Annotated in this window: 15 protein-coding genes; 8 read left to right on the top strand and 7 right to left on the bottom strand. The window is 32.5% G+C overall.

The genetic code is table 11. The features are described from left to right. Positions 1-120: 120 nt before the first annotated feature. The 4 genes from ACFWV9_RS15575 to prfB form a co-directional block, all read right to left on the bottom strand. Positions 121-567 (bottom strand): hypothetical protein, encoded by a 447-nt coding sequence (locus tag ACFWV9_RS15575; RefSeq protein WP_411896159.1) that lies wholly within the window; start codon positions 565-567, stop codon positions 121-123. Between the two features lie 9 nt (positions 568-576). Next, positions 577-918, bottom strand: a complete 342-nt coding sequence (gene arsC / locus ACFWV9_RS15570; protein ID WP_411896158.1) for an arsenate reductase (glutaredoxin) — start codon at positions 916-918, stop codon at positions 577-579. A gap of 1 nt (position 919) precedes the next feature. Further along, positions 920-1,537 (bottom strand): HAD family hydrolase, encoded by a 618-nt coding sequence (locus ACFWV9_RS15565; RefSeq protein WP_411896157.1) that lies wholly within the window; start codon positions 1,535-1,537, stop codon positions 920-922. Next, positions 1,538-2,648, bottom strand: a protein-coding gene (prfB, locus tag ACFWV9_RS15560; protein WP_411896156.1) for a peptide chain release factor 2 whose coding sequence is annotated in 2 segments (ribosomal slippage) — positions 1,538-2,584 and positions 2,586-2,648 — 1,110 coding nt in all. Because the reading frame shifts where the segments join, the coding sequence is not laid out codon by codon here. It abuts the gene before it with no gap. A gap of 148 nt (positions 2,649-2,796) precedes the next feature. Here prfB and ACFWV9_RS15555 point away from each other — a divergent pair. Beyond that, the gene (locus ACFWV9_RS15555; protein WP_411896155.1) at positions 2,797-3,822 is read left to right on the top strand and encodes a threonine aldolase family protein; all 1,026 of its coding nucleotides are present in this window, start codon (positions 2,797-2,799) and stop codon (positions 3,820-3,822) included. Positions 3,823-3,851: 29 nt separating this feature from the next. Here ACFWV9_RS15555 and ACFWV9_RS15550 read toward each other — a convergent pair whose 3' ends face one another. Further along, positions 3,852-4,175: a YbaB/EbfC family nucleoid-associated protein gene (locus tag ACFWV9_RS15550; RefSeq protein WP_411896154.1), complete on the bottom strand. Its 324-nt coding sequence runs from the start codon at positions 4,173-4,175 to the stop codon at positions 3,852-3,854. Between the two features lie 75 nt (positions 4,176-4,250). Here ACFWV9_RS15550 and ACFWV9_RS15545 point away from each other — a divergent pair, with 75 nt between their 5' ends. The 3 genes from ACFWV9_RS15545 to ACFWV9_RS15535 all read left to right on the top strand — a co-directional run bounded on the left by ACFWV9_RS15545 (position 4,251) and on the right by ACFWV9_RS15535 (position 8,897). Beyond that, a complete protein-coding gene (locus ACFWV9_RS15545) occupies positions 4,251-6,311 on the top strand; it encodes a S9 family peptidase (protein ID WP_411896153.1) in 2,061 nt (686 codons plus the stop codon). A gap of 73 nt (positions 6,312-6,384) precedes the next feature. Further along, a complete protein-coding gene (locus ACFWV9_RS15540; RefSeq protein WP_411896152.1) occupies positions 6,385-7,422 on the top strand; it encodes a PLP-dependent cysteine synthase family protein in 1,038 nt (345 codons plus the stop codon). Between the two features lie 215 nt (positions 7,423-7,637). Further along, complete coding sequence (locus ACFWV9_RS15535; protein ID WP_411896151.1) at positions 7,638-8,897, top strand: aminotransferase class I/II-fold pyridoxal phosphate-dependent enzyme; 1,260 nt, start codon at positions 7,638-7,640, stop codon at positions 8,895-8,897. 57 nt (positions 8,898-8,954) lie between these two features. Here ACFWV9_RS15535 and ACFWV9_RS15530 read toward each other — a convergent pair whose 3' ends face one another. Both ACFWV9_RS15530 and ACFWV9_RS15525 read right to left on the bottom strand, forming a co-directional pair. Further along, entirely contained in the window at positions 8,955-10,076 is a 1,122-nt protein-coding gene (locus ACFWV9_RS15530) for a GTP cyclohydrolase (RefSeq protein ID WP_411896150.1), read from the bottom strand. Between the two features lie 24 nt (positions 10,077-10,100). Further along, on the bottom strand, positions 10,101-10,994 hold the full coding sequence (locus tag ACFWV9_RS15525; protein ID WP_411896149.1) for a transporter: 894 nt from the start codon (positions 10,992-10,994) through the stop codon (positions 10,101-10,103). 103 nt (positions 10,995-11,097) lie between these two features. Here ACFWV9_RS15525 and ACFWV9_RS15520 point away from each other — a divergent pair, with 103 nt between their 5' ends. From ACFWV9_RS15520 to ACFWV9_RS15505, 4 genes are all read left to right on the top strand, one after another. Continuing rightward, positions 11,098-11,388 carry a DUF4834 family protein gene (locus tag ACFWV9_RS15520; RefSeq protein WP_411896148.1) on the top strand — a complete coding sequence of 97 codons (291 nt, stop codon included), beginning with the start codon at positions 11,098-11,100 and terminating at the stop codon, positions 11,386-11,388. 64 nt (positions 11,389-11,452) lie between these two features. Beyond that, positions 11,453-13,891, top strand: coding sequence for a YfhO family protein (locus tag ACFWV9_RS15515; protein WP_411896147.1), 2,439 nt, complete (start codon positions 11,453-11,455; stop codon positions 13,889-13,891). Positions 13,892-13,899: 8 nt separating this feature from the next. After that, complete coding sequence (locus ACFWV9_RS15510; RefSeq protein ID WP_411896146.1) at positions 13,900-15,189, top strand: glycosyltransferase family 4 protein; 1,290 nt, start codon at positions 13,900-13,902, stop codon at positions 15,187-15,189. A gap of 48 nt (positions 15,190-15,237) precedes the next feature. Further along, positions 15,238-16,695, top strand: a complete 1,458-nt coding sequence (locus ACFWV9_RS15505) for a polysaccharide biosynthesis C-terminal domain-containing protein (protein WP_411896145.1) — start codon at positions 15,238-15,240, stop codon at positions 16,693-16,695. Positions 16,696-16,752: the final 57 nt, after the last annotated feature.

The following is a 16,752-nucleotide window of genomic DNA, read 5'->3' as shown; positions in this document are numbered from 1 at the left end:
GTTTTTATTATACGGTGTTTAGTTGAAAAACGTGAATGGTAAGTACTATTACCTTAATGACATACTTTTACCTGTAAAGCGCAACCGATTATTTTTTAAAAGGCTATTTTAGTATAGGATTTATCCTTTTTTCTTCTTTTTCTTCTTTTTCTTTTTTGCCTCTTTTTCGTCGAAATCTCCCGTAATCATAGCTTGAATTTTCTTCATGTCACCTTCTGAAATCAAAGTTTGTAATTCTTTAAAGTGTGAAGTTTCAAGACCTTTTATAGCGTTTTGTCTATCTAAACTGTGATCAAATCGAGTCTTTAAAATTGCAATTTTCGCATCGTAAAAGGTTAATAAATGCTGTCTTATTATCTCTTTCTGAAACTCATCTCCTTCAAGAGTAGTTAAAAAATTATCAATGTACTCTAGTTTACGTTCTTCAATCATTCGTTTGCGTTTCTCAATGTCTTGCTGAGATGGTTCACTGCTCACTTGCGGATTACCCATTCTATCTCTTCTAGTTTGACTGTATACATTTAGTCCTAAGAAAAGTAATATTAATGCTATAATTATTTTTTTCATTTTTAGAGTTTAAATAATTTCATTTATCATTTCTGGTGGTCTGCCAACTACAGCTTTACTGCCATTTACCACAATTGGTCGCTCAATTAACTTTGGATTGGTAATCATTGCCTCAACGATCTCAGTATCGGTTAGCGATTTACCTTTAAAGTCTGATTTCCAAATTGCTTCATTCTTTCTTACAAGCTCAATTGGTTTAATTTCGAGTTTTTCAATAATATCCTTTAGTTCTGATACATTAAGTTTTTCATCTAAATAATTTACAATACTAAAAGGCTTACCTGTTGACTCAATGATCGCAAGACCTTCTCTTGATTTTCTACATCGTGGATTATGGTAAATAGTAATCATTCTATAAATTGATTGTGTAGTTGTTTAATTCTTTAATTAATGCTTTAGGGCTTTCAAAATGTATGCCATTTATGCCTAATTCTTTTGCAGCATTAATATTTCTTAGGTTATCATCAATAAAAATTGAATTTTGAGGCGTAATATTAAATCTATTTAAAGTTAATTCATAGATGTCTTTAAACGGTTTTCTTGTTTTTTCTTCACCAGAAACAACAATTCCTTCGAACCAATGTAAAAATTCAAAACGGTCTAAAGCAATTGGGAAAGTCTCATGACTCCAATTTGTTAAAGCAACAACTTTATATTTTGGATCAAGTATTAATGCTTGCAAGATTTTGACCGTTCCTTCAATAGAATCACCAAGCATTTCAACCCATCTACCATAATACATTCTAATGAGTTCCTCATGTTCAGGAAACATGGCGACTCTTTCTTCAGTTGCCAATTCTAATGGGTAACCTGCATCTTGATTTTCATTCCAGTCATTTGTGCAAATATTTTCAAAAAACCAATTCATTTTATCACGATCACCTTTAAACACATCGAGATAAACATACTCAGGATTCCAATCAATTAGAACACCACCTAAATCAAATATTATTGTATCAATCTTAATCATTTATAACGCATTTGAGTCTTCTTCTTTTTGTCCCATCATCATAAGATAAGATTTCAAAAAGGGTTCTATATCTCCATCCATTACGGCATCTACATTGCCAGTTTCATGACTGGATCTTACATCTTTCACTAGCTTATATGGGTGCATTACATAATTTCTAATTTGGCTTCCCCATTCAATTTTCATCTTGCCAGCTTCAATATCATCTCTCTGTGCCATTTGTTTCTGTAATTCAATCTCATACAATTGAGATTTTAACATCTGTAATGCCCTAGCGCGATTATCGTGTTGAGATCTTGTTTCTGAACACTGAATTTGAATACCAGTTGGTTTATGCAAAAGTTGAACTTTTGTTTCGACCTTATTAACATTTTGTCCTCCAGCACCACTTGAACGCGCAGTTGTAATTTCAATATCTGCAGGATTTATTTCAACTTCGATGGAGTCATCAACCAATGGATAAACGTAAACAGAGGCAAAACTTGTGTGACGCTTAGCATTACTATCAAAAGGAGAAATCCTTACTAGTCTGTGTACACCATTTTCGCCCTTTAACCAACCAAAGGCATAGTCGCCTTCTATTTCTAACGTTACAGTTTTTATACCAGCAACATCGCCTTCTTGATGGTTGAGTTCTTTTATTTTAAAGCCACTTTTTTCGGCATACATTAAATACATGCGCATTAACATGCTTGCCCAATCACAACTTTCCGTACCACCTGCGCCTGCCGTAATTTGCAGAACTGCACTAAGGCTGTCACCTTCCTCTGAAAGCATGTTTTTGAATTCGAGTTTTTCTAAAGCATTAAGAGCTTTTTCAAAGCGAACTTCAACATTTTCCATGGGAGCTTCATCTTCTTTGTAGAACTCGTAAATAACTTCTAGGTCTTCATAAAGCGTATTGGCATACTCAAAATCCTTTACCCAGCTTTTCTTTTCTCTTAAGGAACGCATAACCTGCTCAGCTTTTTTAGAGTCGTTCCAGAAGTTAGGGTCGAACGTTTGTTCTTCCTCGTTCGCGATTTCTATCAACTTAGCATCTAAGTCAAAGATATTGCCTTAGCTTAGCTAGGCGTGTATTTAGATCTTTAATTTGATCTGATGTTATCATATACAAGTACTATTTTGACAAATATAAGTTGCTCTAATAAAGTGCCATAATTTTATGCTGTTTTTTTGATTTTCCGTAGTTTTAAAAACTATTTTGAATTCTTTTAAGTTTTTCAATTAGAAGTATTTTTGAAAAAACCTTTTCCTAAATGATAATAGATTTACGCAGTGACACCGTGACAAAACCAACTAAAGGAATGTTAGATGCTATTATAAATGCTGAGGTTGGTGATGATGTCTATAAAGAAGATCCAACTGTTAACGCATTAGAAGAAAGACTTGTAGAGATGTTTGGTATGGATGAAGCTTTGTTTTTTCCTACTGGTAGTATGGCCAATCAGGCAGCACTCAAATTACACACTAATCCTGGTGAACAAGTCATATGTGATAAATATGCACATATCTATAATTATGAAGGTGGTGGTGCTTCTTTTAATAGTGGGATTTCTTGTAAATTAGTAGATGGTGAAAGAGGTATGTTCACAGCAGAGCAAGCAGAAGCTTCAATTAATCCTCCAGATTTTTATCATAGCCCTTTAACTTCATTAATAGAAGTAGAAAACACCACAAATAAAGGTGGTGGTGCTTGTTGGGATTTTGAAGAACTAAAAAAACTTAGAAAAGTTGCAGATAATCATAATCTTGGTTATCATTTGGATGGAGCAAGACTTTGGAACGCTTTGGTTGCTTCAAATCATACACCAAAACAATATGGTGATTTGTTTGATACTATCTCAGTTTGCTTAAGCAAAGGATTAGGTTGCCCAATAGGTTCAGTTTTGTTAGGTAATAAAGAACTAATGCAAAATGCGATTAGAGTTAGAAAAATTTTAGGAGGTGGTATGCGACAAGTAGGTTATCTCGCAGCGGCAGGGTTGTATGCATTAGAACATAATGTAGATCGTTTAAAAGAAGACCATAATAAGGCCAAGGAAATAGGTGAGGTTCTTCAGGCATTAAGTATGATAAAAAAGGTTGAGCCTATTGAGACAAATATTATAATATTTGAACTTAAAGATTCAATAGACGAAACAAGGTTTTTAAATGTATTAACATCTAAAAATATACAGATTATTGGTATGGGTAGTAATAAGTTGAGAATGGTGACCCATTTAGATTACACAGACGAAATGCATAATGCTCATTTAGAAATTCTAAAAAACTTGAAGATTTAAGCTTGAATAACTTTTCGCGAGTTAAATGATTATTTAAACATATCCATTCCTGGAATGTTTGGCATGCCTTCTTTAGCAACAGCAGCTAATTCCGCTTCATTAACTTTTGTTGCCTTTTCAATAGCTTTATTTATAGTTAAAATCAAATAGTCTTCTAGCATTTCTTTATCCTCCAGCAACTCATCATTAATTTCTAATGATTTTATCGTTCGGTTTGCAGTAATTGTCACCGAAAGTTTATTATCACTACTAGACTCATCTAAGAGCACAGAATTTAGACGTTCTTTGGTTTCTTCAACTTTCTTTTGGGCCTCTTTAAGTTTACTCATCATACCCATCATATCTCCAAACATAATCTTCAATTTTATATTATAGAGCACAAAATTAGTAAATTGCTCAACTTTTTTGGCCTAAATAATTATAAAGCAATGTTAAAGAAATTAAATGTGAAATACCCAATTGCAAAGAAAATACCACATAAATTAGAGATACATGACGATGTTCGCATTGACAATTACTTCTGGATGAAGGACAGAGATAACCATGAGGTAATTGATTATCTGAAGGCTGAAAATGACTATTGTGACCAACAAATGTCTCACACAAAGGAGTTTCAAAAAGAGCTATTCCAGGAAATGAAAGCCAGAATTAAGGAAGACGACTCGTCTGTACCTTATAAATATAATGGTTATTGGTACATTACTAAGTTTGAAAAGGGTAAGGATTATCCTATTTATACTAGAAAAAAGGACACCCTTGAAAATCCTGAGGAACTATTATTTGATGGCAATGAAATGGCCAAAGGGCAGAGTTATTTTAAAATTGTTGGTATTAGTATTAGCTCAGATAATAAATTAGTTTCATATGGTATTGATTTAACAGGAAGACGCCAATATACCATTCACATTAAGAATCTTGAAACCAATGAAATTTTAAAGGACAACATTGAAAATACAACCGGGTCTTCTAGCTGGGCAAATGATAATCAAACGATATTCTATACAAAAAAAGACCAGGTTACATTGAGAGCTTATCAAATATTTAAGCACAAACTTGGAGCAACCAAGGATAGCCTCGTATTTGAAGAAGATGATGCAACTTTTGGTGTCACAGTTTACAAAACCAAATCTAGAAAGTATATCATAATTGCATGTTATAGTACATTAACTAATGAGTATCACATTTTAAATGCTGATAATCCAGATGGAAAATTTCAATTGTTTCAAGAAAGAATTAGAGGTGTAGAGTATAGTATCTCTCATTATAAGGATTATTTTTTTATCCTTACGAATAAGGATAAATCTACTAATTTCAAACTTATGAAAACCTCTATAAACAACACTTTTATAGATAATTGGGAAGAAGTAATCCCTCACCGAAAAAATGTTTTAATTGAAAATATAGATATTTTCAAGGAATATTTAGTGATAAGTGAAAGGAACAATGGCTTAAACAAAATACGTATTAAGCGTTGGGATAATCATGAGGATTATCATTTACCTTTTGATAATGAGACATACACGTGCTACACAACTACAAATATTGAATTTGACACTGATGTCTTAAGATATGGCTATAATGCACTTACTACACCTGCCTCAATTATTGAGTACGACATGAAAACCAAATCAAAAAAGGTGTTAAAAGAGCAAGAGATTTTAGGTGGTAAATTCCAAAAAGAAAATTATGTTTCCGAAAGACTTTGGGCCAAAGCAGAGGATGGGACCAAAATACCAATATCCATTGTTTATAAAAAAGGCATCAAAAAAAATGGTAAAAACCCACTATTACAATATTCTTACGGTAGTTATGGTTCTACAGTAGATCCATATTTTTCTACGATTAGACTAAGTTTGTTAGATAGAGGGTTTATTTATGCAATTGCACATGTTAGAGGAGGAGAATACCTTGGCAGAAAGTGGTATGAGGATGGTAAATTACTAAACAAAAAGAATACTTTTTCAGATTTCTTAGCATGTTCAATAGAATTGATAAAACAACGATACACATCTTCTAAGCACCTATATGCTATGGGTGGAAGTGCAGGAGGCCTTTTAATTGGTGCAATTATTAATGAGGCACCAGAATTATACAACGGGGTTATTGCAGCCGTGCCATTTGTAGATGTTGTTACAACAATGTTAGATGATTCTATACCATTAACAACTGGTGAGTATGATGAATGGGGAAACCCAAATGACAAGTTATATTATGACTATATGAAATCATATTCGCCATACGACAATGTAGATGCTAAGAACTATCCAAACATGTTGGTCACCTCAGGGTTACACGATTCTCAAGTTCAATACTGGGAGCCTTCTAAATGGGTTGCAAAATTACGCGATATGAAGACAGATTCTAATGCGTTGTATCTAAGAACTAATATGGAGGCCGGACATGGCGGTGCTTCAGGACGATTTGAAAGTCTTAAGGAAGATGCCGAGGAGTTTGCATTCTTACTACATCTTGAAGGAATAAAGACCTGATTCAAAAAAAAATGTTACTTTTGCGAGGTTTAAGTCATCATTTTATTAAATTGATGAGTGATAAATAGCATTTATGAGCAACAACAAAAATGTATTTGATAACGTATTGCAGCTGATTGGCAGTACTCCCTTAATCAAATTAAACAAAATGACTGCCGACTTTAAAGGCGATTATTATGCTAAAGTTGAAGCGTTTAATCCAGGTCATTCCTCTAAAGACAGAATAGCATTACACATAATTGAAGAAGCAGAGCGTCAAGGAATTTTGACACCTGGTGATACAATTATTGAAACTACATCTGGTAATACAGGTTTTAGTATTGCTATGGTTAGTATTATTAAAGGCTATGAGTGTATACTTGCAGTGAGTTCAAAATCTTCTGCCGATAAAATTGATATGTTAAAGTCAATGGGAGCGAAAGTATATGTTTGTCCTGCTCATGTTAATGCTGATGATCCAAGGTCTTATTATCAAGTAGCAAAACGATTACACGAAGAAATAAAAGGTTCTATATATATTAATCAATACTTTAATCAATTGAATATTGATGCTCATTACAACACAACTGGGCCTGAAATTTGGGATCAGACAGAAGGTGAAATAACTCACCTTGTGGCTTGTAGTGGTACTGGTGGGACAATTTCTGGTATTGCTAAGTATTTAAAAGAGCAAAATCCAGAGGTAAAAATTATAGGTGTTGATGCTTATGGTTCAGTCTTAAAAAAATATCACGAAACACGTGAATTTGATGACAAAGAGATTTATCCATATCGTATCGAAGGATTAGGTAAAAACCTTATTCCTTCTGCAACAGACTTTGATACCATTGACAAATTCGTAAAGGTTACTGATGAAGAAAGTGCACATACAGCAAGAGAAATTTCTAATACTGAAGGCCTTTTTGTAGGATACACAAGCGGTGCTGCAATGCAGGCTATTAAGCAATTAAATGAAGGTGGAGAATTTAAATCAACCGATAAGGTAGTCGTTGTTTTTCCTGACCATGGATCAAGATATATGAGCAAAGTATATAGTGATAAATGGATGCAAGATCAAGGATTCTTTGATAGTAAGCACGAAGTACATACTACCATAGAATATATAAAGTAATAAAATAACACTAATAATATAAGCCTATCATGGTAGTTCCATGATAGGTTTTTTTTATGTTGAAAACCGTGTGAATAGTCAAAAAAAATAAATTATGCTGTCATAATATTATTAACTAATTTTGCACGAACTAACAAGATTAAATTAACTAAACTTTAAGAGTTTCATGGTGTAATTAAAATCACTAATGAATCGATTAATGGCAAACTTAACTAATGAAAGATTTATTTGAAAAGATTTATAGAGATAAGGGTCCTTTAGGTAAATGGGCATCTCAAGCTGAAGGTTATTTTGTGTTTCCTAAATTAGAAGGTCAAATTTCTAACAGAATGAAATTTCAGGGTAAGGAAGTGATAACTTGGAGTATAAATGATTACTTGGGTTTGGCAAATCATCCTGAGGTTAGAAAAATAGATGCAGAAGCTGCGGCTGAATATGGCTCTGCTTATCCAATGGGTGCTCGTATGATGTCTGGGCATACAGAATTGCATGAGCAGTTACAAAATGAACTTGCAGAATTTGTTAGTAAAGAGGCAGCATATCTTTTAAATTTCGGTTATCAAGGTATTATGTCAACAATTGATGCTTTAGTGGGCAAGGATGATATTATTGTGTATGATGTCGATGCACATGCATGTATCATTGATGGTGTGCGATTACATATGGGTAAAAGATTTACTTATAAACATAATGATGTTGCTAGTTTAGAAAAAAATCTTGAACGTGCCACTAAAATGGCAGAGCAAACAGGAGGAGGAATTCTTGTTATTTCAGAAGGTGTTTTTGGAATGCGAGGTGAGCAAGGAAGATTAAAAGAGATAGTTGAATTAAAAAAGAAGTTTAATTTTAGATTTCTAGTAGATGATGCACACGGTTTTGGAACTTTAGGAGCAACAGGTGCAGGTGCAGGTGAAGAACAAAGTGTACAAGATGATATCGACGTTTATTTTGCCACGTTTGCAAAATCTATGGCAAGTACTGGAGCATTTATTGCTGGAGATAAAGAAATTATCGATTATCTTAAATATAACCTTCGTTCTCAAATGTTCGCAAAGTCATTGCAAATGACATTGACTAAGGGTGCACTTAAGCGTTTGGATATGTTGAGGACTATGCCAGAATTAAAACAAAATCTATGGAAGATTGTAAACGCATTACAATCTGGTCTTAAAGAACGTGGTTTTGATATTGGTACAACTCAAAGTTGTGTAACACCTGTGTATTTAAAGGGTAGTATTCCTGAAGCAATGGCATTAGTAAGAGATTTAAGAGAGAACCACGGTATATTCTGTTCTATTGTCGTGTATCCTGTTATACCAAAAGGATTGATCTTATTAAGAATGATTCCGACTGCTACTCATACATTAGAGGATGTAAAACTTACGTTAGATGCCTTCGATGCAATTAGAGAGCGCCTAACCAATGGAACTTATAAAAGAATGTCAGCGGCTTTAATAGCTGCCATGGGCGAATAGACATTTACATTCAAAATAAATAAGAAAGACTTTGTGGATACAAAGTCTTTCTTTTTTTTAAAAAAGGTTTTTCCTGAATGTTTTACGCCTCTTATAAACCAGTGGATCAAAATGCTTCCATATTTTATGAATAGCATCGTTATCCTCTAATTCTGGTGTTCTATAGCAATTTTCAATACCTAGAGCTTTAAAAGTTTCGTAATATTCATTAAAAATCACAGCATGTACACCCTTATTTTGATAGTCAGGATGAATACCGATAAGATAAAAAATGACATCTTTACTTTTCTTTTTAGCTTTTAATATGTGTCTAAATCCGAAGGGGAATATTTTCCCTTTAGCTTTTTGCAAGGCTTCTGCAAAACGAGGCATAACAATAGCAAACCCAATCAGATTATCGTCTGCATCTATCACAAATTTAATGTACTCTGGATTAACAAAACTTATAAACTTTTTCTTAAAATATTCTTTTTGGATATCTGTGATTTCAACGAAGGAAGAAAGCGCAGCATAACTTTCGTTAAATAGATCAAACATTTTGTCCGCATAAGGCATCACCTCTTCAGTTTTTGTAAACTTAAGGGCTGTGAGATTATAACGACGTTTTATAAGCCTTTGTGCTTTTGCAAAGTTTTCTGGGGTAACATTTTTAAAAGGAAATTTACTTTCGGAATATTCTTTTTCAATTTGATAGCCATGCTTTATATAGTGCTCTACATAATAAGGATGATTATACCATGTGATCATTGGTGCGATACTATCAAACCCTTCAGTCATTACTCCAACTTTGTCCAAGTTAGAGAACCCAACAGGTCCTTCAGCATAATCTAATTTATTTTCCCTACCAATGCTTTCAACCATTTCCAGTAAAGATTTGCTAACCTCAAAATCATCAATAAAATCAAACCACCCAAAACGCATTTTCTTTTGTTTTTGGCCTTTAATTTCTAACCAATTTATTATTGCAGCTACACGGCCAACAACTTCATTTTCTCTATAAGCTAAGAAAAATCGTGCATCAGCATCCTTAAATACTGGATTTTGGTCTTTATTGAATGTTTTTACTTCTTCTGAAATAATAGGGGGAACCCAATATTTTGAACCTTTGTAAAGCTTAAACGGAAATTTAACAAAGGTTCTTAATCCTGATTTTGAAGAAACTTCTTTTATTGTAATCATATGGTTGGTTAAGGTAATTTTAGTCTAGTAACCGTTATCAATTTTCTTGTCCTTATGAAAATCTAAACGATAAGATGCACCTAATGCTATATTAAATACTGAGGGTGTGTCCTTTGTATTAAACGCAATATTAGCATCTAATTGAAAATCCTTACTCCATAAATATGCACCACCTACCCTGAAAATATTATCTGCATAGAAGTCGCTGTTTATTCCTTGTGCTTCGCCAAATATTACCCATTGTGGATTAAACGAATGTGTCAATGTAAGTACATATTGAAAAATTGAATCATCACTCCCTATTCTGTCTTGTATCAAATTCATTACAAACACCCAACCTCCATTAAAATTGTTTTGTGTTGCAATCATTACTTTTGGACTAAAACCTTCTACGCTTGCTGCTGTGTAAGGATTAGGATCACTATCAAAATTTGCACCTACATATACTGCGACCGCAGGTATTAATGATTTCCACTTAAACGCTCTGTTTGCATGATAGCTATAGAGGTTTGGTTTATCGTCTTCAGCATTTTTATATGGGTCATAAACCAAGTATTTAGCACCCAGAGTAAAATTTTTAAAATTTGACCTATTGTTTTCAACTGGGATTGCTGCATTATTAAACGTTATTTTGTCATTCTGATATATACCGTCAAGAGAAAATTCAAGTTGTTCAAATAATACACCATATCTAATGGAAAAATCAAAGCCAAAACCACCTACTTCATAATTGAGAGGTGTGTGTTCTTCTTTAACAGTAAAAGCACCAGCTTCAAATTGAAGTATGCCAGTACCTACAGAAAATGCACTTTCTGAAACACCAGGTCTGTTAGAATTAATGACTTCTGTGTATTGACCAAAAGCTGAAAAAAAACTGAATGAAATTAGTAAGGTAAGTAGTGATCTGAGTATTTTCATTGGTTTTTGTTTAAAGTCAAATATATATATTTTATAGTTTTTTTAGGGAATTATAACGTATTATAAATTATGAGAATTGTATTTTTGATATGAATTTGATAAAATGATATATACCGCCTCGGTAATGGGATTATTAAGAACTACATTAATTATTTTATTAATCTATTTTGGATTAAAGATACTGTCACGCATTTTCACACCATTATTATTGAGATTTGTGGCGAAACAAGCAGAACAACGATTTGGAGATCAATTTGGTGGATTTCAAAATCAAAACAATCCTCAAAATGACATAAGAAAAGAGGGTGAAACAGTTATTGACAAAATGCCTAATAAGACCAAAAACTCAAATGATAAAGTAGGTGAATATATCGATTACGAGGAAATTGAGTAATTCCTACTCAATTCTTTTCAAAAAAATAACTACTTTTCAGAATCATTCAATTTATACATAATTCATGTCATTTTCTTTGAAGAAATTCCTTCCGCATCTTTTTGTTTTACTAGGATTTGTTATTTTATCATTGGCTTATTTTAGTCCTGTTTTAAAAGGTAAGAAAATATACCAAAGTGATATTATGCATTACATTGGTATGGCCCAACAGCAAAAGGAATTTGCCAAGTCAACAGGTGAAGAAACGTATTGGACAAACAGTGCTTTTGGAGGAATGCCAACCTACCAGTTAGGGGCAAAATATCCTCATAATTATATTAAGAAATTAGATTTAACCTTACGGTTTCTTCCAAGACCAGCAGATTATTTATTCTTATATTTTTTAGGTTTTTATATTCTTTTGCTTTGCTTAAAAGTTGATTTTAGACTTGCAGCCTTAGGGGCATTAGCATTTGGCTTTTCTACATATTTAATAATTATACTTGGAGTAGGCCACAATTCTAAAGCGCATGCTATTGCATACATGCCATTGGTTTTAGCTGGAATTGTTTTAACCTTTAGAAAGCAATATATCTTAGGGTTTTTATTAACTACTATAGCACTTGGATTAGAGATAGTCGCCAATCACTTTCAAATGACATATTATCTTCTTTTACTGGTTTTAGTATTAGGAATTGCCTATTTAATTGACGCGTATAAAAAGAAACTCTTACCTCACTTTTTTAAATCTGTGGGTATATTAGGAGTTGCTGCTATTATCTCTGTAGGATTAAATGCTACTAATTTCTTGGCTACTCAGGAGTATGTAAAAGAAAGTACACGTGGCAAAAGTGAGCTAACAATAAATCCTGATGGTTCACCAAAAGAAGTTTCAACAGGATTATCTAACGAATACATCACTGAGTATAGTTACGGAATATGGGAAACTTTTAATCTTTATATACCTAAATTCATGGGTGGTGGAAATAGGGAAGATGTAGGTAAGGAATCAGCAATTTATAGGGCTTATGTAAATTTAGGAGCTTCTCCAATTGAGGCGTTGGAGGCATCTAGAGAAGCACCGATGTATTGGGGAGATCAGCCCATAGTTGAAGCACCTGCTTATGTAGGAGCAGTTATAATTTTTCTATTTGTACTTGGGTTGTTTTTAGTAAGGGGAAGATTAAAGTGGTGGTTAGTTGGTGGAACAATACTGTCATTGCTATTATCATATGGCAAAAACCTAGATTTTTTAACCAACTTCTTTATTGATTATGTGCCATTATACAATAAATTCAGAGCAGTAAGTTCTATACAAGTAATATTAGAATTGTGTATTCCAATACTTGGTGTTTTTGCATTAGTACGGTTGTTTAATGATTTTCAAAAGAATGAAGAAAAATTAAAGTATTTAAAATACACAGTCATTATTACTGCCGGTCTGTGCCTTGTTTTCTTATTATTTAAATCTACTTTATTTGATTTTGAAGGATTACGTGATGATCGATATGCACAAGCCTATGGCGAACCTTTTGTAGATGCCCTGGTTAAAGACAGAAAGGCTTTATTTACTTCAGATACATTAAGAACTTTAATCTTTGTCCTACTGTCTGCTGGCACTGTTTTACTTTATATAAAGGAAAAGCTATCAGAAAAATTAGTGATTATTGTATTTGCAATTTTATTGTTATTCGATTCAGTTTCTGTTAACAGAGAATATGTAAATAATGATAATTTTAAACCAGCTCGTTTAGTAGATAAGCCATATCAACTTAACGCAGCAGATAAGGAAATACTACAAGACAAAAGTCATTTTAGAGTATTGGACATGTCATCTCAAGGTCAGAGTCAGCCTGGAAGAGCAGCATATTTTCATAACTCATTATTCGGCTATCATGCGGCAAAATTGGGAAGATATAATGAGCTATTAGATTTTCATGTTTATCGTAATAATATGAATGTGTTGAATATGCTTAATACAAAGTACATTATTATTGAAGAACAAGGTCAATTGCTACCATACACAAATAAAGAGACAAATGGTAACGCCTGGTTTATTTCAGGATTTGAAAGTGTCAAAAGTGCTAACGAAGAAATAAAAGCACTCGATAGTTTAGATACTAAAACAAAAGCGGTAGTACAAACGTCCATTATTGAAACTAATAATTTTAGAAATAACTTCTTGGTAGATTCTATTGCCTCAATACAGCTTAAAGAATTTAGACCAAATTACTTAAAATACGAGTCTAATAATAGCAATGATGGTTTCGCTGTATTTTCAGAGATATACTATCAGCCAGGATGGATTTCATCAATTGATGGTAAAGAAGTTCCTCATCAACGTGTTAACTATGTTTTAAGGGGAATGTTTATACCTAAGGGTAATCATATTATAGAATTTAAATTTGAACCTCAAGTGGTTAAAACAGGAAGTAACATAGCATTAGCCAGCTCTGCCATATTAGGCATCTTATTAATATTGGGTGTATTTTACGAGTATAAACGGAGTAAAACTGATGCTTAATTGAACTAATGCAATCTAAGAAAGTTTTAGTAATAACTTATTATTGGCCACCAGCTGGAGGTCCTGGTGTACAGCGATGGTTAAAATTTGTAAAATATCTACCAGATTTTAATATAATCCCTATAGTTTATTGTCCAGAAAACCCAAGCTATCCAATAATTGATGAGAGTTTAATTGATGAGGTTTCAAATGATATAGAGGTAATAAAAAAAACAATTAGGGAACCGTATGGATTAGCTCGTATATTTTCAAAAAAAAGTGCAAATAAAATAAGCTCTGGTATTATCCCTAGAGTAAAAAAGCAATCTTTTATAGAAAAATTATTGCTTTATGTTAGAGGAAACTATTTCATTCCAGATGCACGAAAAAATTGGATTAATCCTTCCGTAAAATTTCTTACCAAATACTTAACTGAAAGTGGCATAAATACTATTGTAACTACAGGACCACCACATAGTCTTCATTTAATAGGCTTAAATATAAAGAATGCCATAGGAGTAAAGTGGATAGCCGATTTTAGAGATCCATGGACAACCATAGGATATCATAAAGAGTTAAAATTAACTCCTAGAGCTGAGAGAAAGCATAGAACTCTCGAATCTCAGGTACTCAACAGTGCTGATGAGATAATTGTTACTAGTAATAATACTAAAACTGGGTTTTCCTCTAAAACAAGCCAACCTATTACAGTAATTACAAATGGTTATGATCGTCATAACGTAACGAATGACCAGAAAGATGAAAATTTCACGTTCTCACATATAGGATCATTATTATCTGAAAGAAATCCTCAAGTATTGTGGGAAGTTATTTCAGAAATCATTTCTGAAAATGATGATTTTGCTGAAAAGTTCCAATTAAATTTAATTGGAGTTGTAAGCGAGGAGGTATTACAATCAATTAAAGACCATCAACTTGATAATTATTTGAATGTTGTTGGCTATGTGGAGCATAAAGAAGCATTAGCTTATCAAATGAAATCGCAAGTATTATTATTGATTGAAATTGATTCTGAGGATACAAAAACAATAATACCAGGTAAGGTTTTTGAGTATTTGATTTCTGAAACTCCAATTTTAGCCGTCGGTCCATCTGATTCTGATGTGGAGAAAATAATAAAATCTACAAATACTGGGTATTATTTTACTTATGATGCCAAGGCTAATCTAAAGACTCAAATTTTATCATTATTTGCAGATTACAATTCGCAGAATATAGAAGTAAATGCAGTTGGCATAGCACAATATAGCCGTAAAGCCTTAACCGAAAAATTGAGCAAAATTATAAATAGGGTTTAATTACGATGCCTTAATCATAAATAAAATTAAGTTGTAAATTGCCTTACAATGGGCATCATTTTAAAACAATCTTTCAAAAATACCATTAGTACTTATCTAGGTTTTGGTATAGGTGCTATTAACACGCTTTTCCTTTATACAAATTTTCTAACTGATCAGTATTATGGCCTAGTTGCTTTTTTGTTATCTACAGCCAATATAATGATGCCTTTCATGGCGTTTGGAGTTCATAATGCGATAATTAAATATTATTCTTCTTTTAAAGCAAAAAATAGCATTAATGGATTCCTAACATTGATGCTCTTCCTCCCATTGATTTTTATCATTCCAGCTGCAATTATTGGTTATTTCTCATATGAAGCAATTGGATCCTTTCTTTCTAGAGAAAATTCAATTGTAAAAAATTACACATGGCATATTTTTATTTTGGCTATTGCCATGGCCTATTTTGAGATCTTTTTTGCGTGGACAAAAGTGCAAATGCAAACTGTTTTTGGTAATATAATGAAAGAGGTTTTCCATAGAATAGCTATAATGATTTTGTTATTTGCAGTTTACCTTAAATGGCTTAGCATCGATGAGTTCATTATTGGATTGGTCGGTGTTTATGTATTTAGAATGCTAATTATGAAGTTGTATGCCTATACTGTTAGATTTCCAAAAATTGTATTTCAATTGCCAAATAATATATCATCAATTCTTAGATATGCTTTGCTAATGATAATTGCTGGCTCAGTCGCAATGTTGATTTTGGATATAGATAAATTTATGATAGGAATTTTAATTGAGGACATTGAGCAAGTCGCATATTACAGTGTTGCAATTTTTATAGCAACGGTAATAGCAGTACCACAACGTGCTATGCATCAAATTATGATGCCTTTGACTGCGAAATACTTAAACGAAAATGATAGTGAATCACTAGAAGATTTATATAAACGAAGTTCCATGACATTGTTAATTATTAGTGGATTTATTTTTCTGCTAATTGTTTTAAATATAAAACAGCTTTATCTAATTCTACCTGAAGAATTTACAGGTGGTTTGTTTGTTGTATTTATTGTTAGCCTTGCTAAACTTTATGATAATAGTCTAGGAAATAACAATGCCATTCTATTTAATAGTGATTACTATAAGATGGTTCTATATTTTGGTGTTTTTCTTGCGGTTATTGCAATAGTTTTGAATATTATTTTTATTCCAATATATGGAATTGAAGGATCTGCATTTGCTACTTTTTTAGCCATTGTGCTTTACAATACTGTAAAAATCGTCTTTGTTAAACAGAAGTTTAAAATGCAACCCTTTTCAGTTCAATCGTTGAAAATATGTATTGTCTTAGTAGTTTCAGTTCTAATTTTGTATTTCTGGGATTTTCCATTCCATCCAATTCTTAATATAGCTTTAAAATCCATTTTAATCGGTATTTTATACTTTATTAGTATTTATAAAATGAATGTTTCAGAGGACGTGAATGAACAAATAAAAAAGTACTTAAAACTTTAAGTACTTTTTCTATAAATGAGAAGTCCCGTAAGGTGCTCTGAGGCATACAGCATACGG

The sequence above is a fragment of the Winogradskyella sp. A2 genome, from assembly GCF_046762865.1.
In the GTDB taxonomy this organism is placed as follows: domain Bacteria; phylum Bacteroidota; class Bacteroidia; order Flavobacteriales; family Flavobacteriaceae; genus Winogradskyella.
Note: the sequence above shows the minus strand (reverse complement) of the source record. Positions and strands in the feature narration are given on the sequence as shown.